23 protein-coding genes and 1 riboswitch are annotated in these 24,306 nt (G+C 49.3%); of the genes, 7 read left to right on the top strand and 16 right to left on the bottom strand.

Translation table 11 applies throughout. From position 1 onward, the window contains the following. Window positions 1-9: 9 nt before the first annotated feature. Together G3255_RS01810 and G3255_RS01805 are read left to right on the top strand one after the other, a co-directional pair. Window positions 10-1,095: a YkvI family membrane protein gene (locus G3255_RS01810; RefSeq protein WP_211653026.1), complete on the top strand. Its 1,086-nt coding sequence runs from the start codon at window positions 10-12 to the stop codon at window positions 1,093-1,095. 72 nt (window positions 1,096-1,167) lie between these two features. After that, the gene (locus tag G3255_RS01805) at window positions 1,168-1,458 is read left to right on the top strand and encodes a DUF3219 family protein (RefSeq protein WP_211653025.1); all 291 of its coding nucleotides are present in this window, start codon (window positions 1,168-1,170) and stop codon (window positions 1,456-1,458) included. Window positions 1,459-1,505: 47 nt separating this feature from the next. Here the strand turns inward: G3255_RS01805 and G3255_RS01800 are convergent, their stop codons facing one another. From G3255_RS01800 to glgB, 8 genes are all read right to left on the bottom strand, one after another. Then, window positions 1,506-1,766, bottom strand: a complete 261-nt coding sequence (locus G3255_RS01800; protein ID WP_211653024.1) for a DUF3006 domain-containing protein — start codon at window positions 1,764-1,766, stop codon at window positions 1,506-1,508. Between the two features lie 4 nt (window positions 1,767-1,770). Continuing rightward, complete coding sequence (locus G3255_RS01795) at window positions 1,771-2,856, bottom strand: MBL fold metallo-hydrolase (protein WP_211653023.1); 1,086 nt, start codon at window positions 2,854-2,856, stop codon at window positions 1,771-1,773. Between the two features lie 85 nt (window positions 2,857-2,941). After that, window positions 2,942-3,751, bottom strand: coding sequence for an SDR family oxidoreductase (locus tag G3255_RS01790; RefSeq protein ID WP_211653022.1), 810 nt, complete (start codon window positions 3,749-3,751; stop codon window positions 2,942-2,944). A gap of 20 nt (window positions 3,752-3,771) precedes the next feature. Further along, on the bottom strand, window positions 3,772-6,156 hold the full coding sequence (locus G3255_RS01785; protein ID WP_211653021.1) for a glycogen/starch/alpha-glucan phosphorylase: 2,385 nt from the start codon (window positions 6,154-6,156) through the stop codon (window positions 3,772-3,774). 14 nt (window positions 6,157-6,170) lie between these two features. Next, window positions 6,171-7,595: a glycogen synthase GlgA gene (gene glgA, locus G3255_RS01780; RefSeq protein WP_211653020.1), complete on the bottom strand. Its 1,425-nt coding sequence runs from the start codon at window positions 7,593-7,595 to the stop codon at window positions 6,171-6,173. Beyond that, window positions 7,592-8,614: a GlgC family sugar phosphate nucleotidyltransferase gene (locus G3255_RS01775; protein ID WP_211653019.1), complete on the bottom strand. Its 1,023-nt coding sequence runs from the start codon at window positions 8,612-8,614 to the stop codon at window positions 7,592-7,594. The genes glgA and G3255_RS01775 overlap by 4 nt, the downstream gene beginning before the upstream one ends. Then, window positions 8,611-9,759 (bottom strand): glucose-1-phosphate adenylyltransferase, encoded by a 1,149-nt coding sequence (locus G3255_RS01770; protein WP_211653018.1) that lies wholly within the window; start codon window positions 9,757-9,759, stop codon window positions 8,611-8,613. Before G3255_RS01770 ends, G3255_RS01775 begins: the two co-directional genes overlap by 4 nt. Continuing rightward, complete coding sequence (gene glgB, locus G3255_RS01765; RefSeq protein ID WP_211653017.1) at window positions 9,756-11,639, bottom strand: 1,4-alpha-glucan branching protein GlgB; 1,884 nt, start codon at window positions 11,637-11,639, stop codon at window positions 9,756-9,758. Before glgB ends, G3255_RS01770 begins: the two co-directional genes overlap by 4 nt. Window positions 11,640-11,855: 216 nt before the next feature. Here glgB and G3255_RS01760 point away from each other — a divergent pair, with 216 nt between their 5' ends. Continuing rightward, the gene (locus tag G3255_RS01760) at window positions 11,856-12,443 is read left to right on the top strand and encodes an SCO family protein (RefSeq protein ID WP_249222042.1); all 588 of its coding nucleotides are present in this window, start codon (window positions 11,856-11,858) and stop codon (window positions 12,441-12,443) included. Continuing rightward, window positions 12,440-12,769 (top strand): hypothetical protein, encoded by a 330-nt coding sequence (locus G3255_RS01755; protein WP_211653015.1) that lies wholly within the window; start codon window positions 12,440-12,442, stop codon window positions 12,767-12,769. Before G3255_RS01760 ends, G3255_RS01755 begins: the two co-directional genes overlap by 4 nt. Before the next feature lie 28 nt (window positions 12,770-12,797). Here G3255_RS01755 and G3255_RS01750 read toward each other — a convergent pair whose 3' ends face one another. After that, complete coding sequence (locus tag G3255_RS01750; RefSeq protein ID WP_211653014.1) at window positions 12,798-13,832, bottom strand: lactonase family protein; 1,035 nt, start codon at window positions 13,830-13,832, stop codon at window positions 12,798-12,800. A 167-nt stretch (window positions 13,833-13,999) separates the two neighbouring features. On the opposite strand from G3255_RS01750, the gene G3255_RS01745 reads away from it, so the two are divergent. Continuing rightward, the gene (locus tag G3255_RS01745; protein ID WP_349291401.1) at window positions 14,000-14,557 is read left to right on the top strand and encodes a shikimate kinase; all 558 of its coding nucleotides are present in this window, start codon (window positions 14,000-14,002) and stop codon (window positions 14,555-14,557) included. Window positions 14,558-14,870: 313 nt separating this feature from the next. On the opposite strand, the gene G3255_RS01740 is transcribed toward G3255_RS01745, so the two are convergent. Next, complete coding sequence (locus G3255_RS01740; RefSeq protein WP_211653013.1) at window positions 14,871-16,286, bottom strand: hypothetical protein; 1,416 nt, start codon at window positions 16,284-16,286, stop codon at window positions 14,871-14,873. A gap of 371 nt (window positions 16,287-16,657) precedes the next feature. On the opposite strand from G3255_RS01740, the gene G3255_RS01735 reads away from it, so the two are divergent. Further along, window positions 16,658-17,569, top strand: a complete 912-nt coding sequence (locus G3255_RS01735) for a proline dehydrogenase family protein (RefSeq protein ID WP_211653012.1) — start codon at window positions 16,658-16,660, stop codon at window positions 17,567-17,569. Between the two features lie 45 nt (window positions 17,570-17,614). Here the strand turns inward: G3255_RS01735 and G3255_RS01730 are convergent, their stop codons facing one another. Next, the gene (locus G3255_RS01730; RefSeq protein ID WP_211653011.1) at window positions 17,615-18,553 is read right to left on the bottom strand and encodes a ring-cleaving dioxygenase; all 939 of its coding nucleotides are present in this window, start codon (window positions 18,551-18,553) and stop codon (window positions 17,615-17,617) included. A 65-nt stretch (window positions 18,554-18,618) separates the two neighbouring features. After that, a complete protein-coding gene (locus G3255_RS01725; RefSeq protein ID WP_211653010.1) occupies window positions 18,619-19,356 on the bottom strand; it encodes a hypothetical protein in 738 nt (245 codons plus the stop codon). 203 nt (window positions 19,357-19,559) lie between these two features. Here G3255_RS01725 and G3255_RS01720 point away from each other — a divergent pair, with 203 nt between their 5' ends. Beyond that, window positions 19,560-20,552, top strand: coding sequence for an alpha/beta hydrolase (locus tag G3255_RS01720; RefSeq protein WP_211653009.1), 993 nt, complete (start codon window positions 19,560-19,562; stop codon window positions 20,550-20,552). Between the two features lie 46 nt (window positions 20,553-20,598). On the opposite strand, the gene G3255_RS01715 is transcribed toward G3255_RS01720, so the two are convergent. The 4 genes from G3255_RS01715 to G3255_RS01700 form a co-directional block, all read right to left on the bottom strand. Beyond that, complete coding sequence (locus tag G3255_RS01715) at window positions 20,599-21,918, bottom strand: nucleobase:cation symporter-2 family protein (protein WP_211653008.1); 1,320 nt, start codon at window positions 21,916-21,918, stop codon at window positions 20,599-20,601. Continuing rightward, window positions 21,918-22,502, bottom strand: a complete 585-nt coding sequence (locus G3255_RS01710) for a xanthine phosphoribosyltransferase (protein WP_211653007.1) — start codon at window positions 22,500-22,502, stop codon at window positions 21,918-21,920. The genes G3255_RS01715 and G3255_RS01710 overlap by 1 nt, the downstream gene beginning before the upstream one ends. A gap of 142 nt (window positions 22,503-22,644) precedes the next feature. After that, window positions 22,645-22,746, bottom strand: a riboswitch (purine riboswitch). Window positions 22,747-22,802: 56 nt separating this feature from the next. Next, window positions 22,803-23,219 (bottom strand): acyl-CoA thioesterase, encoded by a 417-nt coding sequence (locus G3255_RS01705; protein ID WP_211653006.1) that lies wholly within the window; start codon window positions 23,217-23,219, stop codon window positions 22,803-22,805. 60 nt (window positions 23,220-23,279) lie between these two features. Then, window positions 23,280-24,251 (bottom strand): proline dehydrogenase family protein, encoded by a 972-nt coding sequence (locus G3255_RS01700; protein WP_211653005.1) that lies wholly within the window; start codon window positions 24,249-24,251, stop codon window positions 23,280-23,282. Window positions 24,252-24,306 lie beyond the last annotated feature (55 nt).

Genomic DNA, 24,306 nt, shown 5'->3' with positions numbered 1-24,306 from the left:
GGGAGCAAGATGTTTAAAAGTATTAAAATGGGGAGCGCCTTCATTGGAATTATCGTTGGTGCCGGTTTCGCTTCCGGGCAGGAAATCCTGCAGTATTTCACCAGTTTCGGAATTATGGGGACTGTGGCAGCCGTAATCGCCACTGCATTATTTGCTTATCTGGGGATGAGCTTGACGCGCCTCGGCAGCCGCATGCGCACCACTTCCCATAAAGAAGCCATTTTCGGCATCAGTGGCCGTTTGATCGGCACCATTGTTGATTACATCATCATTTTAACGCTATTCGGTGTAGGGGTCGTCATGATTGCCGGAGCCGGTTCGATTTTCTCCCAGCAGTTCGGCTGGTCGGCCGTTCTCGGCAGCACCGTCATGGCCGCATTGATCATCTTGACGATCATGCTGAACGTTCAAAAAGTCATCAACATCATCGGAAGCATCACGCCGTTTCTAATTCTTGCTGTGATTGCACTCGCCACTTACAGTTTAATGACGATGGATGGTTCGTTTTCAGGGCTTGAATCCATCGCCAAAGAACAGGAATCGGCGGTTGCCAACTGGTGGCTGTCTGCCATCAACTACGTCTCCTTCAATATCGCAGTCGGCGCTTCGATGTCCATCGTCATGGGCGGGACGGAAAAAGATGAAAAAATCGCGGCACGCGGCGGATTGATCGGCGGGCTCGGGCTCGGCATCCTGATCATCTTGAGCCATTTGGCGATCTTCTCGAAAGTCGACGTCGTCGGCACGGCAGAAATGCCAATGCTGCAAATTGCGGATGATTTATCGCCTGCACTCGGCGTCTTCATGTCGGTCATTTTGTTCGGCATGATCTACAACACCGGCGTTAGCATGCTGTTCTCGTTCTCTGCACGCTTTGTCGAAATGGGGACAGCGAAATTCCGCATATTCGTCATCATCGTCGGAGTCGCTGCATACATCTTGAGCTTTGTCGGGTTCACGAAACTCGTCAACTGGTTTTACCCGATCGTCGGGTACCTCGGATTGTTTTTGGTCGGCGCATTAATTTACAACGACCTTCGCAAATCAAAAAAAGAAGTCACACGCGCAGAAAAAATCAGACACCAAAGCACATGATTGTGCTTTGGTGTTTTTTTCATGGTACCGTTACTATAAGGCTTTTCAGCACAGGGAACGGAGGAATAGACGATGAGCGAAATCATTCAATTGAACGGCCGCAGAATCGAAACAAACCAGCTTGAACTTCACAGTCTAGCGGATGGCCGCAGAAAAATCTCTTGCGATTTCAAAGTGACAAGCGATGCCTACCATGACATTGCCGTACTATTATATGAGATGAATTTCCGCGTCGCTTTGCCAGCTAAAGACCAGGAATTCGACGCTGCCATTTCCAATTATTTCACCGATACGACCAACCTTTATAAAGGCAATGAAGTAGCGGATTATCATCTGGAACTGACCGAATTGGCATCAAATTGAAAACAAACGCAAGAAAAGCGTATGGAGAAAAATCTCCATACGCTTTTCTATTTCCGCTTAAAACGGCTGCCTGTACTTTTGTTGCGCAGCTTTGCCATCAATTCTTCGGCTTTTGCAGCGCGTTCATTCGTCTGCGTGAGATCGGCTTCGATGTCCACGACATGCCCCGATTCGATGCTCAGCGTGAACCACATCCCCTGCCTGCTGCCTTCCGGCAAATAGCGTAGCGGCACATGGAATTCACGACCGGCTTGTTCTGCGATGATGACGGCCACACTGCCTTCAAAACGATCCAATACCCCTCTCATCCGCTCACTCCCCTACACAAGCTAATCCCTGTTCTTTCAATCCGGCAAGCTTTCCTTCGCCGATGCCGCTGACACGCGTCAAGTCATCGAGCGTTTCAAAAGGGCGCTCGTCGATGATTGCTTCCGCCAATGCTTCTCCGATTCCGGTCAGCTCCGACAGCTCCGCAGTAGAGGCTCCGTTGATGTCCACACATCGGTTGCTGCCTTCTTTGGCGACGCCTTCCCGTTCCGTTTCGACGTTATATTCCTGTCCATCCGTCTCGACGACGATTGTGCCATTGACGTCAGTGCCATACACTTCCGCCCCTTCATTTTCCACTGATGCCAGCACTTCAGCGTAAGGATGGCCATATGGATTATCAATGCCCGCACTGTAAATCGCCACATCGGGTTCAACTGCCTGTAAAAATTCCAAGCCCGTGGACGTATTGGAGCCATGATGGCCCATCAACAAAATATCCGCTCCCAGCGGCAAGTTGCCCGCGGCCATTTCCTGCTCCGCCTGGATATCGGCATCGCCTGTAAAGATGAATGCTGTCTCCCCGTAACTGATGCGGAACGACAGCGAATCGCCATTTGTATCGCCGCTCAATTCTTCGGGATGGAGTACTTCGATTTCCAGCAACCCGATTTCGTATTCGTCCCCACGCCGCGGTTCTTCATATGGAATTCCGGCTTCATCGACCGCTTCCAGCGTCTGGATAAATGTATTAGAGGAACTCGGGTTCCCTGACATCCACACTTCGCCGACTTCGTAAGTTTCGATGACACGTGCCAATTGGCCGATGTGGTCGGCGTCCGGATGGGTCCCGACCGCGATATCAATTTTTTCGACTTCCAGTTTGTCCAAATACATCAGCACATCACTGGCATTCCAATCGCCGGCATCGATCAGCATCGAATAGCCATCCCATTCCAGATACGCAGCGGACCCTTGCCCGACATCGATGTAATGAATAGCAAGTCCGCCTGGTTGTTCTTGGGCTGTGCCCTGTTCCGGTTCCGCCGGTTTCGGGTTAGCCGGTTCACCGAGCGGAACGCAGCCCGCTAAACCCAGCAACAAAACAGCGAACCACAGTGTCTTTTTCATGTTTTCCACCTCTTAGCCGAATTTTACCACAGCTTACGAAAAACGTGGAAATTCCATATAAAAAAGCACGGGAGCCCCTGTGCTTTCATGTCGACATGTAGTCGCCGCCGTTCATATGCAAAAATTGCCCGGTCATATAGGAATTTTGTGGATCCGCCAAGAACACATAGGCTTTTACAAGTTCATATGGCTGCCCCGGGCGCCCTGCCGGCACGTCTTCACCGAAATCAGAGCCGACGTCCGGATTCAAATCCCCAAAGGTTTTCGTGATGAGCGGCGTCCATATCGGGCCCGGCGCAATGCCGTTGACCGCAATTTCCTCACGGACGAGCCGTCTTGCCAAGGAACGAGTCATCGCGACCATCGCCCCGTTTGCTCCCGAATAATCGATGAGATCCGAATGGCCACGGTAGGCATTGATGGAAGCAGTATTGATGATGCGCGACCCTTTTTTCAAATGAGGCAAAGCCGCGCGTACTAAATAAAACATCGCAAATGCCTTGATCTCGAATGTTTTCAATATTTGCTCATCGCTGATATCAAGCGGCGAAGTTTGCGGGTATTGGAACCCGGCATTGTTGACGACGATATCCACAGCACCAAATTCATCGAGCGCAAAGTTTACTAGTGCATCGCAATTTTCAGATTTTCCAAGGTCTCCAGCCAAAGCGCGCGCTTCGCCGCCGTAAGATTGGATGATGCCCAAGGTTTTTTCGGCGCCTTCTTCGTCATCGAGATAGCCAATGACCACACGCGCCCCTTCTTTTGCATAAGCGATTGCGACCGCTTGTCCGATGCCGCTGCTGGCACCGGTGACAATCGCCACTTTCCCTTCCAACGCGCCGCTCGCTTTGTAATCCGCCAGATCGGTATTATCGAAACTTGCTTGTGCCATTGCTCATCCTCCTGCCGGTTTCAGTTAGTCGGAACTTTCGACAATCCCCATACTTCTTCGGAATACTGCTGGATTGTCCGGTCGCTTGAGAAAATCCCGGAAGCCGCGATATTCCTTACGCACATGCTCGCCCATTCGACGGGATGGCCATATGCATCAAGCACCCGATCATGCGTCTTTGCATAGTCCGCCAAGTCCTTCAGAACGAAAAACGGATCTCCGTTCTCTGTCAATTGGCGCACGATAAAATCGGAATTATTCGGGCCCTCTGACCATTCTCCGCGTGCCAATTCTTCAATAGCCTCGCGGATAGACGGGTCTTGTTCAATGATGTCTTTCGGATTATAGCTTCTGTCATGCTCAAAACGCATGACTTCTTCTGAACTCATGCCGAAGACGAAAGCATTTTCTTCGCCGACTGCATCGAAGATTTCCACGTTTGCCCCATCATACGTTCCAAGGGTCAATGCGCCGTTCATCATGAATTTCATATTGCCGGTGCCCGATGCTTCTTTCGAGGCAGTGGAAATCTGTTCGCTAATGTCTGCTGCTGGAATCATGAACTCCGCGTGGCTGACGTTGTAGTCCTCAACGAACACGACATGCAGATGGCGTCTTACAACCGGATCATTATTGACACGCTCGGCGACCGTATTGATCAGTTTGATGACTTGTTTAGCGAAATGGTAGCTCGGAGCAGATTTTCCGCCGAACAAGAAGGTCCGTGGATACGGCCGGTAATTCGGATCGCTTTTAATGCGCTTGTATAATTGCTGGACATGCAGAATATTCATCAGTTGTCGCTTGTAACCGTGGATTCGTTTGATGTGGATATCAAAAATCGAATCGGGGTCAACAATGGTATTGTGCTCTCGTTCGAGGTGGTGGATCAAATGCTCTTTTTTCAGCTTTTTGATGGCTTGGAATGCCTCCAGGAACGGCCGGCTATCCGCCAGATACGCGAGTTCACTTAATTGCTCAGGACGTTGGATCCATTCCGGCCCGATGTGTTCGGTAATGAGTGAGGATAATTCCGGATTTGCCGCAAGCAGCCAGCGGCGATGGGTGATGCCGTTGGTCTTGTTGTGGAATTTATGCGGGAAGTATTCATTCAGTTCCTTCATTTCGCGTTTCTTAAGGATTTCGGTATGGAGCTTTGCCACCCCGTTTACTTTATAGCTGCCGACGACGGCCAAGACGGCCATTTTCACGACGCCTCCGTCGATGATCGACAGCTTGTGGACGGCCTGTTCATCCAATTCCTTCGATTCCCATTCGGTCCTGAAGCGACGGTCGATTTCCTCGATAATTTGGTAAACGCGCGGCAATAACTGACGCAATAACCGGCTCTCCCATTTTTCCATCGCTTCTTCCAAAATCGTGTGATTCGTATAGGAAATGGTCTGCGTCGTCAGCGACCACGCTGTATCCCAATCCAGCTCATAGTCATCCATCAATATCCGCATCAATTCCGGTACAGATAAGGCGGGGTGAGTATCGTTGATTTGAATCGCCACTTTTTCAGGCAATTCTTCGATAGCGAAATTGCGCGTCGCAAGGATGGTGCGGATAGAGGCGCTGCACAAGAAGTATTGCTGTTTTAGTCGCAGCAGCTTTCCGCTATCAAGTGCATCATCCGGATAAAGACGATCGGATATTTTAGCCGTCTCAAGTTCATTGACCAAATACCCGAGCCCATAAGGCAACGGCCGATCAGACGATTCCGCCTGCCAGAGCCTGAGCGTGTTGATCGTACCGCCCTCTGCCCCGACAATCGGCATATCATATGGCACTGCTTTGACCCACACCGCATTTTCCAGCTCCGTCCGGACGCCTTGCTCTTCGACAGTCATGCTGGTTTCCCCATAAAATGGGATGTCGAGCGCAAGGTCTTCCCTGCGGACTTCGATGCCTTGCCCTTCTTTAATCCAATCGGTCGGCAACTCCACTTGAAAGCCTTTGATGAAATGTTGCGTGAACAAACCGCCGCGGTAGCGGATTCCACAGCCATGGCCGGGCAAGCCGAGCGAAGCGAGTGAATCCAGGAAACACGCCGCCAAGCGTCCAAGCCCTCCGTTTCCAAGCCCCGGTTCCTGTTCGAGTTCTTCGATTTCTGATAGTTTATAGCCGAGTTCCCCAAGTGCTTCTTCTACCATATTGTAAGCACCCAAATTGTGCAGGTTTTGCCCGAGCAAGCGGCCTAGCAGGAATTCAATGGACAGATAATACAATTGCTTTTCACCGCTGTCCCGGTTGGCTGCTTGCTGCTTGTCCCATTCCTGCAAAACTTGTTCACAAACCATTTTTCCTAATACGCTATAAGCTGTGCCTTCTGTTTTATCCCCATTTTCCACTGTTAATCGTCGGTTGAATTCTTCCTTGAATTGCTCCTTGGAGTAAAACATTCTCAACACACCCTTCAGTTTAAGCTCGTATATAATTTCTCGTATTCTTTCGCCGAACGCGACCATGACGAATCTCTCGCCATGCCGTTGTAGACCAACGCATTCCAATGGTCTGGTTTGTAATAGAAGGAGAGGGCGCGCGATAAGGCTTCATCGAAATGAATACCGGCTTTGAAATCGCTTAAGAAGCCCGTTCCTGTCTTATCATCTTCATCGTATTCATCTACCGTATCGCGCAAGCCGCCCGTACGGTTCGCAACCGGAACCGTGCCATAGCGCATGGAAATCAATTGGCTCAAGCCGCACGGTTCAAAATGCGAAGGCATCAGGAAAATATCTGCGCCTGCGTATAATTGATGGGCAAACGCTTCATCAAAGCCGAGATGGACGGAAACTTTCCCTGCATAATCCACTTCAAGGCGTTGGAAAAACTCTTCGAAATGCGTTTCTCCTGAACCGAGCAGCACAAACTGGACATCGCCTTCCAAAAATTCAGGCAAGCTTTGTTCGAGTATATCGATCCCTTTCTGCCCCGAAAGCCGCGATACCATTGTCAATAATGGAATATCCGGCTGTTCTGGCAAGCCGCAGCGTTTTTGGATGGCGCGCTTGTTCGTCTGTTTTCCCTGCAAATCCTCTGCGCTAAAAGTCTGCGCGATGTGTTCATCGGTTTTCGGGTTATAGGCTTCCGTATCGATGCCATTCAATATGCCATGCAAATCCGCTTGCCGTTCAATAAGCAGGTTTTCCAAATGTTCCCCGTAAGCTTCCGTCAAGATTTCATCGCGGTAGTTCGGGCTGACCGTCGTCAATTTATCGGCATACAGCATACCGGTTTTCAAAGAATTGAAGTTTTCGAGCCATGCAACTTGGCCATTTTCATAAAATTTTTCATCCATCCGGTACTGCTCCAAAAACACGTCTTTCGAAAAATTGCCTTGGAACTGGATATTGTGGATCGTCAGTACGGTTTTCACGCGACCGGCCAACTGCTCGTATTGCGGATCTTCCTTCAATAAAAATGGCAGAACAGCCGTATGCCAATCATGAACATGCAGAACATCCGGAGCTGTATCAGAACGCGTCAGGAAATCTAGGACCGCCCGGCTGAAAAAGGCGTAACGCTCGGCATCATCCGGCCCGTAAATGCTGTCCCGTTCAAAATAAGAATCATTTTCTAGAAACAGGAACTCGACGCCATGTATATTGAGTTCATGTATCGCATAGTTTTTCTCTTCGCCTTTAAATTCAAAGGAATGTTCTTCCGTTTTCTGGAATTCCTGCTGGTAGCGTTCGTGGATCAAACTGTATTTCGGGATGATGACCTGCACCTCATGTCCGAGGCGGGCCAATTCCTGCGGCAATGCCCCGATTACATCAGCGAGGCCCCCCGCTTTAGCAAAAGGGGCGCATTCCGCAGCAGCCATCACAATCTTCATTGGGAATCCTCCTTCGTGACCCGTTCGCCCTTCCTGAGGACGATCGGCCGTTCCGGTGTGCCGATCAACTTCACGCCTTTTTCGATATAGACGTCTTTGTCCGCAATGATATAAGCGAGTTCACAATTTTCTTCAATTGTACATTTCTGCATGATGATGCAACTATCCAAACTCGCATTGATGCCGATCGTGACCGCACGGCTGATGATGCTGTTTTTGACGTTGCCCAAGATCGTGCTGCCGTTTGCCATCATTGAGTTCGATACGTTTGATCCATCAAGGTAACGCGTTGGCGGCTCGTCTTTCACTTTTGTATAGATCGGTGCTTGAGGCAAAAACAGCAATCGGCGGTTGTTCTCGTCCAATAGCCCGAACGACTCTTTAAAGTATTGCTGGATCGAATCGATGATGGCGAAATACCCTTTATATTCATAAACGCCATATGAGTAAGGCGCTTTTTTCAAATTCACTAAATCTTCGATGCTGAGAATGCGCTTTTCCCGGTAAGAACGAATCAATTCGAGCATCAATCTGCGCGACAGGATATATGATTTCAAAGAGCCGCTTGCCCCGACCGCTTCGGTGATGTCTTTTCCGGATGCCAAGTGATGGGCCAGCATTTCTTTATAATCCAATTGTCCCGCGACAAAGCTGCTCGTGACCACCACATGCGTTTGGCGGCTTTTTTCAAAAAACTGGAGATGCTCCTCGAAGTCACGGAATGACCCGACTGTAGCGATGCCCCCATTTTGATGGGTCGTCGGCAGGAAGAACAAGCCTTCTTTGCGTCTATCCAAATCCCAGCTTTTCCCAACTCCGATGTGGTCAATCAGCGATCCAAAGGGCTGCGAAGCGAAAATGCCGACGGAGTTGATATCTGCGTTCACCAAATTCGATAAAGCGAAATCGATCAGGCGGTATCTCCCTGCGAACGGAATCGAGGAGACCGATCGATGAATGGTCAAATCTTGGAGTCCAGCTACTTTTACAGAAGCGTCCACTGCGGCCATCAAAGTCATTGCTGCCCACTCTCCTTCCACGAATCGATTAAGTCTTGCGTTAGCAGCGTAATGCCCTTTGCAGGCTCAAGCAGCCGGTAATTTTCCGGAACTGTAATGTCTGGTGGAACGATGACTCGGCTCAAATGGGCTCCTCGCCCGATTTTCGTGCCACTCATGACGACACTGTCTTCGACGACCGCATCTTTTTCGATGAGGACATTTTGGAAAATCACTGAATGCCTGACCGTCCCGCTGATCACACAGCCTTCATTGACCATCGAGCCTTGCACACGCCCCGAGTCGGTGATCACTTGCGGCGGCAACTGAGGGTTCGATGAATAGATCCGCCAGGCAGGATCGTGCAATACGAGCCCTGCCGATGGATTGAGAAGATCCATATTCGCCTCCCACAAACTATCTACTGTCCCAACATCTTTCCAATAGCCCTTAAATGGATATGCCACCATTTTCTTGTGATCGGACAGCATTTTTGGCAGAATATCTTTTCCGAAATCATGGGTCGACTCTTCTATATTGTTATCATCTTCTAAATAAGACTCCAGCTTTTTCCAATCAAAGACATAAACGCCCATAGAAGCAAGATTGCTTTTCGGATTTTCCGGCTTTTCACTGAATTCAATGACGTTCATGTCATCATCCGTATCAACAAGGCCGAAGCGGCTCGCATCTTCCCAAGGAACTTCTAAGACAGAAATCGTGACATCCGCCTGTTTTTCTTTATGATATTCAATTAACTTTTCATAATCCATCTTATAAATATGGTCGCCCGATAGAATCAAGACGTAATCAGGTTCGCAGCTGGTCAAGAAATTGATGTTCTGGTAAATTGCGCTAGCCGTTCCGGCATACCATTTGATGCCGTCGATTTCGGCGTATGGCGGCAGCATCGTCACCCCGCCTTTATGGCGGTCAAGGTCCCAAGGGGTGCCGAGCCCGATATAGCGGTGAAGTGCATGCGGTTGATACTGGGTCAGCACACCGACCGTGGTAATGCCCGAATTGGTGCAATTCGATAAAGGAAAATCAATGATCCGGTATTTTCCACCGTATGGAATGGCTGGCTTGGCAATATCGTATGTCAATGATTTTAAACGGCTTCCTTGCCCGCCTGCGAGAAGCATGGCAACAACTTTTTCATTCACAATAAATCACTCCCATCTTTTCTTTTTTTCCAGATGCTCATCGTGAACGGCGGCAAGTCAAGCTTCAATGAGAAATCCTGATTGTCGCACGAAACATCGAGTGTTTCTGCCGAACGCTGCAAATCTACAGCCGTACCGCCAAACTTTGCTGAATTGGTGGAGAAGATTTCTTCATAAGAGCCTTTTCGCGGTGCCCCGACATGAAATTTTTCATAATGATGTTCAGAGAAATTGCACAGCACAAGGCACTCATCTTCCGGCAAAAATCCTCTGCGGATAAAGGTCGCTACGCTCTGTTCGTGATTATCGGCATCGAGCCACATAAAACCGTCGCGTTCATCATCGAGTTCAAAAAACGCTCTTTCGCTCCGGTAGAATGCCAGTAATTCTTTCATGAATTCAGCGATCCCTTTATGTTGGGGATCTTCAAGCGATGCCCAATCGAGTTCCGGCTGGAATTCCCATTCCTCGAAATGGCCAAACTCCTGGCCCATGAACAATAATTTCTTGCCGGGATGCGCCATCCAAAACCCGAACAGCAAGCGCAATTGGAGGAACCGCTCCTCCTTTGTGCCCGGCAGCTTGTTGAGCAAGGATTTCCGCCCATCCGCTACAGTGTCATGGGAAAAAATCACTTGGTAACGCTCTTCGTATTGATACACCATCGAAAAATTCATTTTGCTATGGGCTTTCGACCGTTCTGCCGGCGGCGTTTTCATATACTCAAGGGTGTCGTGCATCCAGCCGAAGTTCCATTTATAGTCGAAGCCGACACCGCCGGATTCGACCGGATGCGTCACTTTCGGATAATGCCAGGCATCTTCTGCAATCAGCAATTTCTCCGGATAATGGAGCTTCAAGCTAGCCGTCAGCTTTCTGAGGAAATCCGCTCCTTCCGTGTTGTGCGGACGCTCCTTGATGTTCGGGATAAACAATAGATTGACGAGCGCATCCATCCGGTAGCCGTCGAACTTGAATTCCTCCAGCCAATAATGGGCACTCGACAAAATGAAACTCACGACTTCGCCCTTATTGATGTCAAAGTTCAACGTGCCCCAATCCGGATTCATGCGGCGCTCTTCCCGCGCTTCTTCGTAAAGCAGCTGGCCATTGAAATTCGCCAATCCGTGCTGGTCCACACAAAAATGGCCAGGGACCCAGTCCAAGAACAAGCCAAGGCCGTGTTCTGCGCATGCCGTGACGAAATACTTTAAGTCTTCGGCCGTTCCGTAGCGTCCTGTCGGCGAAAAGTATCCCGTTGTCTGGTAGCCCCAAGATTCATCGAGTGGATGCTCGGTAATCGGCAAAATCTGGATATGCGTGAAGCCCATGTCGATGACATACGGAATCAGCTGATCTGCAATTTCGCGGTACGTATAGAATTCCCCGTTTTCCTTGCGCCGCCAAGTGCCGATATGCACTTCGTAAATGGCCATGGCGCGTTCCAGATGCTTGTCGTTGATCGTTTGCTTGAGCTTCAGGACCTCTAGCGGCCAAGCGTATTCCTCCGGACCCGAGACGATGGATTTGGTGAACGGCCGTTTCTCGCTTTGCCGCGCGTACGGATCCGATTTCCACAGCACTTCGCCTCTTGGCGTCCGAAGCGCATATTCATAGAGCCAGCCTTCCAAATTTTCCGGGATACTCACCCCCCATATGCTCTCGTCCTGCGGATGCCGCTCTAATGGATAAGTGGAGGTGTCTTCCGTCTCAGAGTTCACGCAGACAACATCGATGCCTTCAATGTCAGGAGCCCAAACCGAAAATGTCGTTTCTTCCCCAAATGCATGTGCGCCGAAATACAAATAGCCATCGACCATCTGTCCTTCATGAAAAGCTTGCAGCCGTTCTTTCGTCCATGTGTTTAACAAAAATTCCATGCAGCGCCTCCTTTTGGCCAAAACCAAGTTTAGTTTCTATTCTACATTTGAAATGTAAAGTCCTTGTTAAGATGCCGATGACTGCCAAGAAATTCCACAAACGGCTGGAATGTCGCAATGTCTTCATATTTTTCCCGATCTAACGGCTTGTCGTCAGGCGCGGTTTGGAATAGGCTAAAGACAGACAAGCTTCAACATAGAAAGGACGCGAAATTTTTGCGAGCCCAAACTTATTTACTGAGCCTCTTACTGATTGGCATCTTGTTTTTGGCTGCCTGCGGCCAAGGCATTGACGACCCATTGAATTGGGAAACAGAAGAATTCACATTCACTGACCATAATAATGAAGATTTCGGATCCAGCGACCTCGAAGGAAAAGTCTGGCTGGCTGATTTTGTCTTCACCAGTTGCACGACTGTCTGTCTGCCGATGATGGCCAACATGAAAGGCGTCCAAGAAGAACTTCAGGCGCAAGGGCTTGACGTCGAAATCGTTTCATTCAGCGTAGACCCAACCGTCGACACACCGGAAACCTTGAAATCGTATGCGGAAAGCTACGATGTCGATTTGACCAGCTGGCATCTGCTGACCGGCTACTCCCAGGAAGAAATCGCCGAATTTGCGCTTGAGAACTTCAAGACGATTGCCCAGAAGCCACAAGATGACACACAAGTGATCCATGGCACTTCGTTTTATTTGATCGACCACGAAGGCGTCATCATGAAAGACTATGACGGCCTGAACCCACCTGTTGAAGATATCGTCCGCGATGCGGAAATCCTCGTCGAGGAGGCGCAAGGATGAAACGCAAACCGCTAATCATCGCTGCCGCATGCGTGCTCGTCGCTGCTGCGGCTGCCTGGTTTTTCATGCCCCAGGAAAACGAACCTTCCGCACAAAGCCGCATTGTGCTCGAACATACGCATCGCACGTTTATCGCACCGTCTTGCTTCGAAGAATCCGACCCGACGAATTTCCTCGAAGAATCGATGCTCGGCCAGGCACAAGAATTGAATTACCCGCCGCATTCCGAATGTACGGAAAAAGCGTTCGAGAGCAATCAAGACAGCCCGGCAGTCCGGTTATTGAAAGAACTTGGGCTGATGGAAAAAACGCAAACCGATTGGTGAATGGGCAGGGCTTCGGCTCTGCCTTTTGCTATTTCAGCAAGCGTACGCAGACGGGAGCGACCGTATCGACCATGTCGGCTGTCTCACCTGGCATCCCGTCTTCGCCAATTTTCTTGACGGCGATCGTTCCCGACTCTTCATGAGCAATAACGATCCACGGGCTGTTCGGCACCAGCGTGAAGTGGCGCGGCCCCGCTCCGCCAGCATCTGCATGGCCAACCGATTCCAATAAACCTTGTGCCACCCGGAACACCGCTATGCTGTCGTGGCCTCGGTTTGAAGCATAGACAAAGCGCCCGTCTCCCGATACGGCAATTTCAGCAGCAGTATTGTTCCCCGTGAAATGCTCCGGCAATGCTGAAATGTTCTGTACCGCTTTCAAGCCCTTGCCTTCCAGCGCATAAACGGAAACGGTCGAATCGAGTTCATTCACCCCGTAAGCGAAATCTTCGGATGGATGAAACGCAAGATGACGCGGCCCTGCGCCTGGTGCCGTCTTGGTCACGGCTTCCTGTTCAAGCGTTCCTGAATGCAGGTCGAGGCGGTAACGGACAATTGCGTCCATTCCGAGATCGGAGACGAAGAAGCGATTCGTTCCCGGTAATTGAAAAGCCGAGTGCGGATGTGCAGCATCTTGCCGATCTGGATTTGCCCCGCTTCCTTTATGGCGCTTGGAATCGGTCATTTCACCGATTGACCCGTCCGCAGAAAGCGGATGAACCGTAACATGTGCTCCGGAATAGGTGACAGAAACCGCCCATTGCCCGTCTTCGTCGATCGTGATGTGGGCTGGATGGTCGCCCCCAGCATTTTGGCGGTTCAGTTCTTGGATCATGCCTTTTTGGGGGTTCAGCCAATAGGCGACCACTTCCCCGTCGCCTGTTTCACTGACAGCCACAAAGCTGGTGCCGTTTGGATGGGCCGCCAGGAATGAAGGGCGCTCCACTCCCCCCACTTCTGCCTGTTTTGTCAATTTTCCTGTAGCGGGCTCTAATTCCCAAAGCGTGATACCCGCCTGTTCAGCGGTCGCATAGGATCCGCTCAATATGTATGTGCTGCTCATCCTATCCCTCCTTTTTTTTCTCTTTACCCTGTATCTCCTGCCAATGATCCATCAAGCTGCGATGTAAAGTTCTTTATATTTTCACTTCCCCCTTCCAATTCGCTGATGCAGTGCGGTAAAGTGGTGAAGTGAAAACTGAGATTATCCAAAATAGAAAGAGAGTGGTCGTGTTGAATTTCCCTTTGTCCGTCCGTGAAAAAAGCATCGTCTGCACAGGTTTTATGGGAGCCGGAAAAACGACAGTCGGCAAATTATTGGCACGCCGGCTTTACCGCGATTTTATTGACATCGACGAAGAAATCGAAAAGGCATTCGGCTTGCCGATCCCGGAAATTTTTAAAACTTACGGGGAAAACGTATTCCGCAACAAGGAGCGGGAATTGATCAAGGCTTTCGGCAGCCAGCCTTTGCTCGTGATTTCTGTCGGGGGAGGCGCTTTTCTCCAGGAAGAAAACCGCCGCAATTGCCTGGCAAATTGCACAGTTTTGTATTTTGATATTTCCTGGGATTCCTGGAAAGAACGCATTCACGTGCTGACGGAAACACGGCCGCTCCTTAAAGATAAGACCCTTCAAGAGATGGAACAGCTTTTCCGCGAGCGCCAATCGATTTATGCAGCCAATCACTCCCACTTCCAAGTCGATGATTTTGAAGCCATGGAAGCTGCCGAGTATTTGGCTGACTCGTTGAAGTTATCGTGGGACATCCATGCGCCGCAAGCTTAACAGATGCACAAAAACCCGCCATTCAGCACTTGAATGGCGGGTTTTCTATTATCCATATTGCGCTTTCGCAAGGTCGAATAAGCCCGCTTTTTTCAAATAGCTTTCCTGCGCCAAGATCAATCAAGGCAACTACGCTGGAATGACGGCTAGCCCTTCCAATGGCATAACAGTTGACCCAAAAAGCATTACTGGCACTTTCTGATACTGGACAGCCTCCCTTTTCTATATTTTCTAAATTATATGACAAAATAACTCTACTTTCAATGAAGACCCAAAAATGCCCGAAGAACCGTTAGGCTCTTCGGGCATTTTTTCAACTCCAGAAATACAATAAAGTCTGGACAAATATTTGAATCATGATATAGAAAGCAATGGCAAATTTTAAATTGAAGCGCAGTCCATTACGGATGCCGCTCAAGCCGTTGACGCTGCTTAAAATAATCACCGGCATAACAAACGGCGACAAGATGATGGAAATGACGCTTCCTGATGTCACTGCAAGGACGATCAGTTCAGGCGGAAATGGCAATACGGCCGATTCCAATACCCCCGTCACCAGAACGATGACCGGCAGCGGCCCGAGCCCGATAAAGCCCAGGAAGATGACAATAAACGGGATCAGGAACAGCAAGTTCAAAAACGGCACATGGCCGGTCAGATAATTCATTGCCCCGATGACGTAATCGCCGACTGCCGATTGATTGAGCGCATAGATGAGCAAGCCTGCAGCAAGCAGAATGCTGAACTGTTGGGCTTGTTTTGATACGCCTTCTCTGTAATAAATCGCCGCTTCCCGCGCATAGCTTCCTGTGCGTCTTTTGAGCAGGAAGTACAGGAAGGTCCAGACGAGAATGACAAGCGGGATGACGACAAGAAAGTCAGCCCCCGTCCATTCGTGGAGAATGAAGATCGTGCCGAATAGCGAGATGAACAGGAAAACGAATTCCGCAACGTCTCTATTCCATCTGCCCGCATTTCGGGAGTTCGCCACCGCTTTATCGATTTCATTCGTCAGCACGGCCGAGAAATCCTTGCCGTAGCGTTTCTCATCCGCCGTCGCAAAGGCAACCGACAGCAAAGTCCCGGCAATAGCTGCGCCGAGGCCGAGCAGCATCGACTTCCATAACACCGCATCCATCGCCCCAACCGCGAAGATGAAGCTCGGAATGCTGATGACCCACATGGTCGACAAGGCGAAGCCGCGTAAAATTGCCGTCCCCTTGTAATTTTCCCATGCTTCGTCCTTATGATCTTTCAAAAATGAATCGATGAACCTGTACATCATCGGCACGACTCCGAACAACAGGAAATGTGAGATGATCTGCGTCATGCCCATCAGCCCTGCGTAAAAGGTCTGGCTCTTGTTCAACCATTTATTGCCGAAGCTCATGATCTCTTCTATGTAAGGCTCTTCCCTGAGCACCCAGCTGATCATCGGAACGATCAACAATAAGGCGATCAGGCTTTTCATCTGGACGAACGCTGACGCCAGATCCTGCCAGAAATTCTGGCTCGTCGCCGCCAGCACACCGATCGCGGTAACCGCGAGGAATGTCTGCAGCTGCAACTTGCGAAGCGGCAACACGCCGAACGCAAACACTAAACTGAATAAGCCGGCAATCGGCAATAATGCTTCCGTCCATGAGTTGGCATGAAAATAGTGAATGAAATGAAGAACGGCATAAATAAGCACAGATAAAGTGAATCCTTTTTTTGCTATTGGCCTCATCTGCAAGCCCTCCTTCCGCATATGCAAATAGTTTTAAACACATACCGACTATTTTACACCTTTTGCCTTCCAACTGCGGCTACAAAGGCTTTCTTTTCCTCTAAAGAACATGATTTTCATTTTCTAGAAAAACTTTTTTGAATAATTTGTTTATGAAAACCCAATAAGTGGAAGGTACACAATAAGAAATATAATTATTTCAATAGTTGTTTTTATTTTCAGTCATTTATATGATATGCTCTAGCCACACGGAGAACGGCCCCTTGCAGAAGCTCAGCACCCGCTGGTTCTACTGGGTTAATTCACGCTTAGATCCGCTGTTGTCAACGGGCGGATTGCCATTGATATTTTATTTTACTGGAGGGCTAGTAATGGGAATCACGAGGAGTTTTTTTATCGCTTTGTCCAACAATCGGCTATTGAACAGCGGAGCCAAAAAATGGGGCTTTCAGCTGGGTGCTGCAAAAGTCGTTGCCGGAACCGATATTCCGGACATGATGGCATCTGTTCGCGAATTGAACGAGGATGGCATTTCAGCCACAATTGACCGGCTAGGGGAATTCGTCACCAGCCGCGAAGAAGCCACACAAGCAAAAAACGAGATCATCCAGACGGCTGAAGCTATCACAGAAGCGGGCGTAGACGCTCATCTATCCGTCAAATTGACACAAATCGGGCTCGATATCGATAAACAATTTTGCTTGGAAAACATCCGTGAAATTGCAGCTGAAGCAGAACAGCGAAGCATATACATCAACCTGGACATGGAAAATTACGAGCATCTTCAACCAACACTCGATATATTGCATACTTTAAGAAAAGAATTCGACAGTGTCGGAACCGTTATCCAGGCTTATCTTTTCCGCTCGGAACAAGACCTGGAAGCACTTCAAAACGTCAGGCTGCGGCTTGTAAAAGGGGCCTACCAGGAAAGTGAACAAGTGGCGTATCAATCCGCTGAGGAAGTGGATGCCAATTTTCTCAAGCTCATCAAGCTGCGGCTTGACCAGCCGGTGTTCACCTCAATCGCTACGCATGACCACCATATTATCAATGCAGCAATTGACTATATAAAAGAACAAGGCATCCCAAAAGACCGTTTTGAATTTCAAATGCTTTACGGCTTCCGTACGGATTTATTGAAGGAGCTATCTGAAGAGTATCAGGTGACGTCTTATGTGCCGTTCGGCAAAGACTGGTACGGCTATTTCATGAGGCGACTTGCCGAAAGGCCGCAGAACATCCAATTGGTGTTAAAAGGCGCTCTCTCCAAATCTTCATGAAACCAAAAAGCAGCTCGGATCGAAACCCGGGCTGCTTTTTTATATCTATTCAAGCGGTCGCGCGTACACTGGCGGCAGTTCCGCCAATAAGCGTTTTCGGTACTGCTCGTATTGCTTCGGCAATTGCAGTTCCTCACCGAGCGCGTCTGGACTTTCATCGATCGTAAAGCCTGGCGGGTCGGTCGCAATTTCAAATAGCAGATCGCCATATTCCCTGAAATAAATCGACCGGAAATAATTGCGGTCCTGGACAGGCGTGACACCGAGACCATAAGCTTCGACACGGTTTTTCCATTCCAGTTGATCGACGTCGTCATCCGCACGAAATGCGATGTGATGGACGGTGCCGACACCCATCTGGCCAGTTCCGACACGGGTTTGCTTGATATCCAATATGTTCCCAAGCTCGCCGTCCGAGACAAAACGGACATAATCATCTTGCTCTTCTTTGCGCGTGAAGCCGATCACTTCTTCCAATAACTCGGCGGTTTTGGCGGCGTTGGCCGTATACAATACAGCCCCGGCAAAGCCTTTGACAGCATTTTCTTGCGTAATGCCGCTTCCGACCCATCCGCTCGCCTCGCCTATCCCACGCTCAACCAGTTCTAGCTGAAGCCCATGGGGATCTTCAAACTTCAAATAGGATTCGCTGAAACGCTGATGCTCTTCGAATGCAACCTTATAGCTTTCGAGACGGCTGCGCCAAAATGCAAGAGCGCCTTCAGGAACAGCGAAAGCCGTAACGCCGACTTGGCCATCTCCCACCTTCCCTTGATAGGCTTTGCCCCAAGGGAAAAAAGTCATGATGGTGCCAGGTGAGCCCTGGTCATTCCCGAAATACAAATGGTACGTACCCGGATCGTCGAAATTCACTGTTTTCTTGACGAGGCGCATACCGAGCACCCTTGCATAAAAATCGGTGTTTTCCTGTGCTTCTCCGACGATCGCAGTAATATGATGAATTCCTTTCGTTCTTTCACCCATATACGTTCACTCCCTCTTTTTCGACATGATTATCATACCATGACAAGCCTTATTGCATGCGGCCATCAATCAGTGCGCTCTTTTTTTGCTTCGTGACGCTGTTTAATCGTTAATTTCTTCGCTTTTTTCAATTCCTCTTTCTGCCTCTCCTTGCTTTCTTCAAGATCCTCTTTCTCGCGACGTTCTTTTTCTTGCTGTTCTGCTGAGTAATCTTCGTCATCTTCAATAATGTCTTTTTGGTTTTCCTTCATCTCTTCTACCTTTTCCATTTCCTCTTCATACTGCTCTTCGACTTCGGTTGTCGATGGCAAGAACGGCTCGTCGTTAAAATCGGTGCGTTTTCCGTAACGCAGCATTTCATAGATGATCATGCCGTTGTTTGGCATGCCATTCGCCGTTTTCATCGGCACTGCATCAAACAGCACAAAATAGAATCCGTAGAACACAAACCGGTTCCAGAAAGTCTCGTATTGGTCCAAAACCCCATTGGCGACTAGTGCATTGACAACGAATGCCACAATCACATTCGCTAAAATCGGCCCGGCATATAGCATGATATATGCGAATTTGCTTTGCCTCTTTAAATCATCATAGGCAAACCAACTATATAAATGATAATATTTTCTCACGTCGAACATACCGATCTTGAAGACTCGGGGACCTGAACCGATTGTTAAACGCGGATTCTGCGCGCCAAGCAAGGCACTGACGATCAAATAGCCCGCTTCTCGGATAAAGACAACGACTGGCAAAATAATAAATGCAGATATGACCAGTGCTATCAAATCGCTCAATCCGAACATGAAAACCCCTCCTTCAACTCTTGAAATGACCCATCGGCCTTTCATCTAAATACCCGATTTGGCCGTCGGCGAACCTCCAAAACCTTACAGTTCCGTTTCAATTTCATGACAGTTAATCTTTTGAGGAGCTGCACGGCACATGATAGGATGACAGTAAGCTTGATTGAAATTTCGGTGAATTCGCCACATAGAGGATGGAACCTATGAAACGCAAACGATTCATTTCCAAAAAAATATTGGCACTTCTTGCAGCGGTGTTTTTAGCCTCTGCCGGATTTGTGCTGGCCAACCATTTGACGGAAGAACAAATAGCTGCGCCGATTATCGGATCGGCCATATATAGCCCGCCTCCAAACATCGCGGAAATCACTTCCCATGTGAATGTGGTCAAAGACATCCCCTACCATGAGTCCGATAACGCATCCATGGACCTCTATTATCCGACGGATGCTACCGGCCCCTTGCCGGTTATTTTATGGATCCACGGCGGCGGCTTTATCGGCGGATCAAAAGACAGCCGCCAGGATTATGGCATGACGCTGGCGAACGCCGGCTATTTGGTCGCCAATATCGACTATGCACTGGCGCCAGTCCAGTTGTATCCGGGGCCCGTTATCCAGGCAAATGAGGCCTTGAAGTTTTTGAGTGGATCCGCTGCCCAGTATGGCGGCGATATGGAACGGATTTTTGTGGGCGGTGATTCCGCCGGCGCGCAGATCGCCAGCCAGCTGGCTGCCCTGCAGACTAATCCGAACCTTGCTGAAACGATGGGCCTATCACCAGCTGTTTCCTCTGCCCAACTGCGAGGAGCATTATTATTTTGCGGGTTATATGACATGGAGACGGTCCGCGAATCCGGCTTTCCGAATATCGATTCCTTTTTGAACGCCTATACGGGCGCAGAGAGTTTTGAAACGTTCGGCAATATCCACGAAATGTCGACCGTCCAGCACGTGACGCCAGCTTATCCGGACGTCTTCATTTCAGCGGGCGATGCCGACCCGCTTGAGCCGCAATCGGTTGCACTAGCTGATAGCCTGCGCATCAAAGGCGTCGATGTCACCGATGTCTTCTTTCGCGGTACCGATAAGAACCTGAAGCATGAATATCAATACGCCTTGGATACGAACGATGGACAGGAAACTCTCCAGAAGACATTGGAATTTCTGCTCGAAAAAAGCCAGGCGCAAAAATAAAAGCTGTCTCATCGCTTTAAGCGAAGGGACAGCTTTTTTCTATTAATTAATGGGGTGTGACCGCTTGATTGGATTGTACCGCTTGCGCCTCGCGCTTTCTTTTGCGGGAAGGAATCATATGGAATACGATATTCAACCCAATCGCCGTCAAGCTTCCGGCAACGATGCCGTTGCTCGTCAAGATTTGGACGCCTGCAGGCAATAACGCAAACAATTCCGGAACGACCGTCACGCCAAGCCCGATGCCGACTGAACAAGCGACAATCATGGAGTTTTCTTGCGATTCTGAGATGACGCCACTCAACATTTTGATGCCTTGTGCGATAACCATGCCGAACATCGCGATCATCGCCCCGCCAAGAACCGGCGTCGGGATGATCGTCGTCATGGCGCCGATTTTTGGAACAAACCCGAGGACGATCAACATGATTGCCGCGATGAAGATGATCCTGCGGGACTTCACGCCGGACATTTGGATCAACCCGACGTTTTGCGAGTAAGCCGTATACGGGAACGCATTGAAAATCCCGCCAAGGAAAATCGCCAATCCTTCAGAACGGTAGCCTTTCGCCAAATCTTTTTCTTGGATTTCTTTTTTCGTGATGTCGCTGAGCGCGAAATAGACCCCTGTCGATTCGACGAGCGATACCAGCGCTACCAGGATCATCGTCAGGATTGCAGACCACTCAAACGTTGGCATCCCGAAATAAAATGGCTGGACCATATGGAAGTACGACGCTTCTGCGATTGGTGTGAAATCGACTTTGCCCATAAACCCGGCTGCCACCGTTCCGGCAATTAAACCTAGAAGTATCGATACGGCGCGCATAAATCCGCGCGAGAATTTATATAGAAAAATGATAAAGCCTAAGGTACCGAACGCTAATGCGATATTGGAGAGTGAACCGAAATCTGCCGCCCCCTGCCCGCCACCCATATTATTGATAGCGACCGGAATGAGCGTGATGCCGATGATGGTGACCACTGAACCAGTGACGACCGGCGGAAAAAAGCGCACGAGGCTGCCGAAAAATCCGGAAACGAGAATGACAAATAGACCGGAAACGAGAATCGAGCCATAGATTGCCGAAATGCCATATTGGCCGCCAATGGCAATCATCGGGCCGACCGCCGTGAAGGTACAGCCGAGCACAACCGGTAAGCCGATGCCAAAATAGCGGGAATTGAACACTTGCAGCAGCGTCGCAACACCGCACAGCAAAATATCGATCGATACAAGATAAGTCAATTGTTCAGAAGTCAATCCAAGCGCTGCCCCGACAATCAAAGGAACGAGAATCGCTCCGGCATACATCGCCAGGACATGTTGAAGGCCGAGTGCCGCTTCCCCGAATGCTTTTTTCATCAGTTCGGCACCTCCCCGTAAAATTCCACGTGGCCAGGTTCCATCCGTTTGATGTTTGCCAAGGTCTCTACGCGTATGCCTTTATCGCGCAGCAATTTCCCGCCTGGCTGGAATCCTTTTTCAATGACGATGCCGATGCCTGCACATTCGGCGCCAGCCTGCTCGACGATATCGAGCAAGCCCAGTGCCGCTTGGCCATTTGCCAGGAAATCATCAATGATCATCACGACATCACCTTCGGCAAGAAAGTCATGAGACACGGAGATATCGTTTGTTTCATTCTTGGTAAAGGAATGGACAGGAGCTGTGTACAAACCATCCGTCAAGGTCAGCGATTTACGCTTTCTCGCGAAAACGACCGGCACGCCGAGCGATAGGCCGGCCATAACTGCAGGCGCAATGCCTGACGATTCGATCGTCAAAATCTTTGTGACTCCCGCTGCTTTAAAACGGGAAGCGAACTCTTCCCCAATCGCTTTCATCAAGGCCGGGTCGATTTGATGGTTCAAAAACGAATCAACTTTCAATACGGCTTCGGACAAAACCCGTCCGTCCGCTAGAATCTTTTCTTCCAACTGCTTCATGTTTTCCGCTCCTTTTCCCGCATCCCCCGCAAAAAAGCCCGGAGGACACGCATCCATTCATAACCATGAGTGGAGCAAGGTCCTCCGGGCTTTCCCGAAAGGAAACGCAAAAGGAAGCCGCCTGTCGAAATAGGCGGTTTCTTTTCGTTCCATTGCTTCTCATAGTCAGTCCGTTTACGGCGGACCGGTAGAAACTTGCGGGCCATATCCCCGCTATTATATGAGTGAATATTCTTTTGAATGGACTTATTATAGCATGTCCAAATGGCCTTTCAAGAGCCGCATTAATTAAAAAACTATTCAGAATCCCTCGTTGCTTTCGTTCGTCTCACGCAGATGCTTGCTCAATTCAGCGCGGATCTGGTCTGGAATCGGCTCACTGTGCTGCTGTGCCAGATTGAAGTTGACATAGACGGCGCGGTTTTTTGCGCATAAGCGTCCTTCCTGATACAGCTCCTCGTACAGCTCGAGGCTGCTGTTGCCGATGCGCTCGATCCACGTATGGACTTCGGCGTCTTTTCCGAAATATACTTGCCCGGTAAAGTCGAGTGTCGTTTTGACAATGACCATTTTCCACTTGGCGAAATCGTGGTCCGGCGTAAACAATTCAAAGAGCGGATTGCGGCCGGCTTCGAACCAGACAGGCAAACTCGTATTGTTGATATGTCCCACCGCATCAGTCTCAGAGACACGCGGCGTAATGGTCGTTTTGTACATGCCTACACACCTCCAGATTTTAGGAATTGAAAAAAGCGCCTCCTGAAGAGACGCTTTTGTTTACTTGCGTTTTTTGGTAGCGCGGCCGAGCACGAATGCCCCGGCAAGAGCCCCGATGGCAATATTGTTCTTTTTCGTGAACACTTGCTTGAATACCAGATTCAAGTTTTGCGGGCGCTCTGCCAACCGGCGCATGAAATAGGCATACCAGTCATCGCCGAATGGCACGTATGTGCAGAAGTTGTAGCCTTTATTCGCGAGCTCGCGCTGCAATTCTTTGCGGAATCCGTAAAGCATCTGGAATTCGAATTTATCATATGAAATATCATGTTCTTTGATGAAAGCCTCAACATGATTGATGATGTTATGGTCGTGTGTCGCAATCGACGTAAATTTGCCGTTCAGCAAATGGTACTCGATCAGCTTGATGAAGTTTTCATCGATTTCTTCACGCGTCTGGTAAGCCACATCCGCCGGCTCTTTGTAAGCGCCTTTGACGATGCGCAGGCGGAAGTCTTTATGTTCCTGCAAATCGTCCATGGCACGGAAGAAGTAGGCTTGGATCACCGTTCCGATATTATCGTAGTCTTTCGAAAGCGCATTCAAAAGATCGTAAGAAGGCTGGACGTGTCCATAATCTTCCATATCGATATTGATGTGCATATGGTAATTATGGGCAAGTGCGACAATGTCTTTCAAGTTTTCCAGGCAGAAATCATAATCGATATCCAAACCGAGCTGTGTCGGTTTCAAGGAAATATGGGCATCGACTTTATTCTTATGGATTGCTTCAATCATATCCATGATATTCTCTTTCGCTTCGAGCGCTGCTTCCTTTTCGAAAACGAATTCACCCAGGTTATCGACAGTAGCGCTGATTCCCTGCGCATTCAAACTGCGGATACTTTTAATGGTCTCTTCGATATTGGTCCCAGCCACTACAGTTTGGGCCCCCAATTTCAAGCCGTACTTTTTGGCCGCAGCCGTAAGGAGACGGTTTTGAGACAAGCCGATAAACACATCTTTTAACATTGATTTCCCTCCTGATACCATTCAACTGCGTTGATTTCAACAGTCCCAAAAAGGC

This window comes from Planococcus sp. MSAK28401 (assembly GCF_018283455.1).
In the GTDB taxonomy this organism is placed as follows: Bacteria; Bacillota; Bacilli; order Bacillales_A; family Planococcaceae; genus Planococcus; species Planococcus alpniumensis.
Note: the sequence above shows the minus strand (reverse complement) of the source record. Positions and strands in the feature narration are given on the sequence as shown.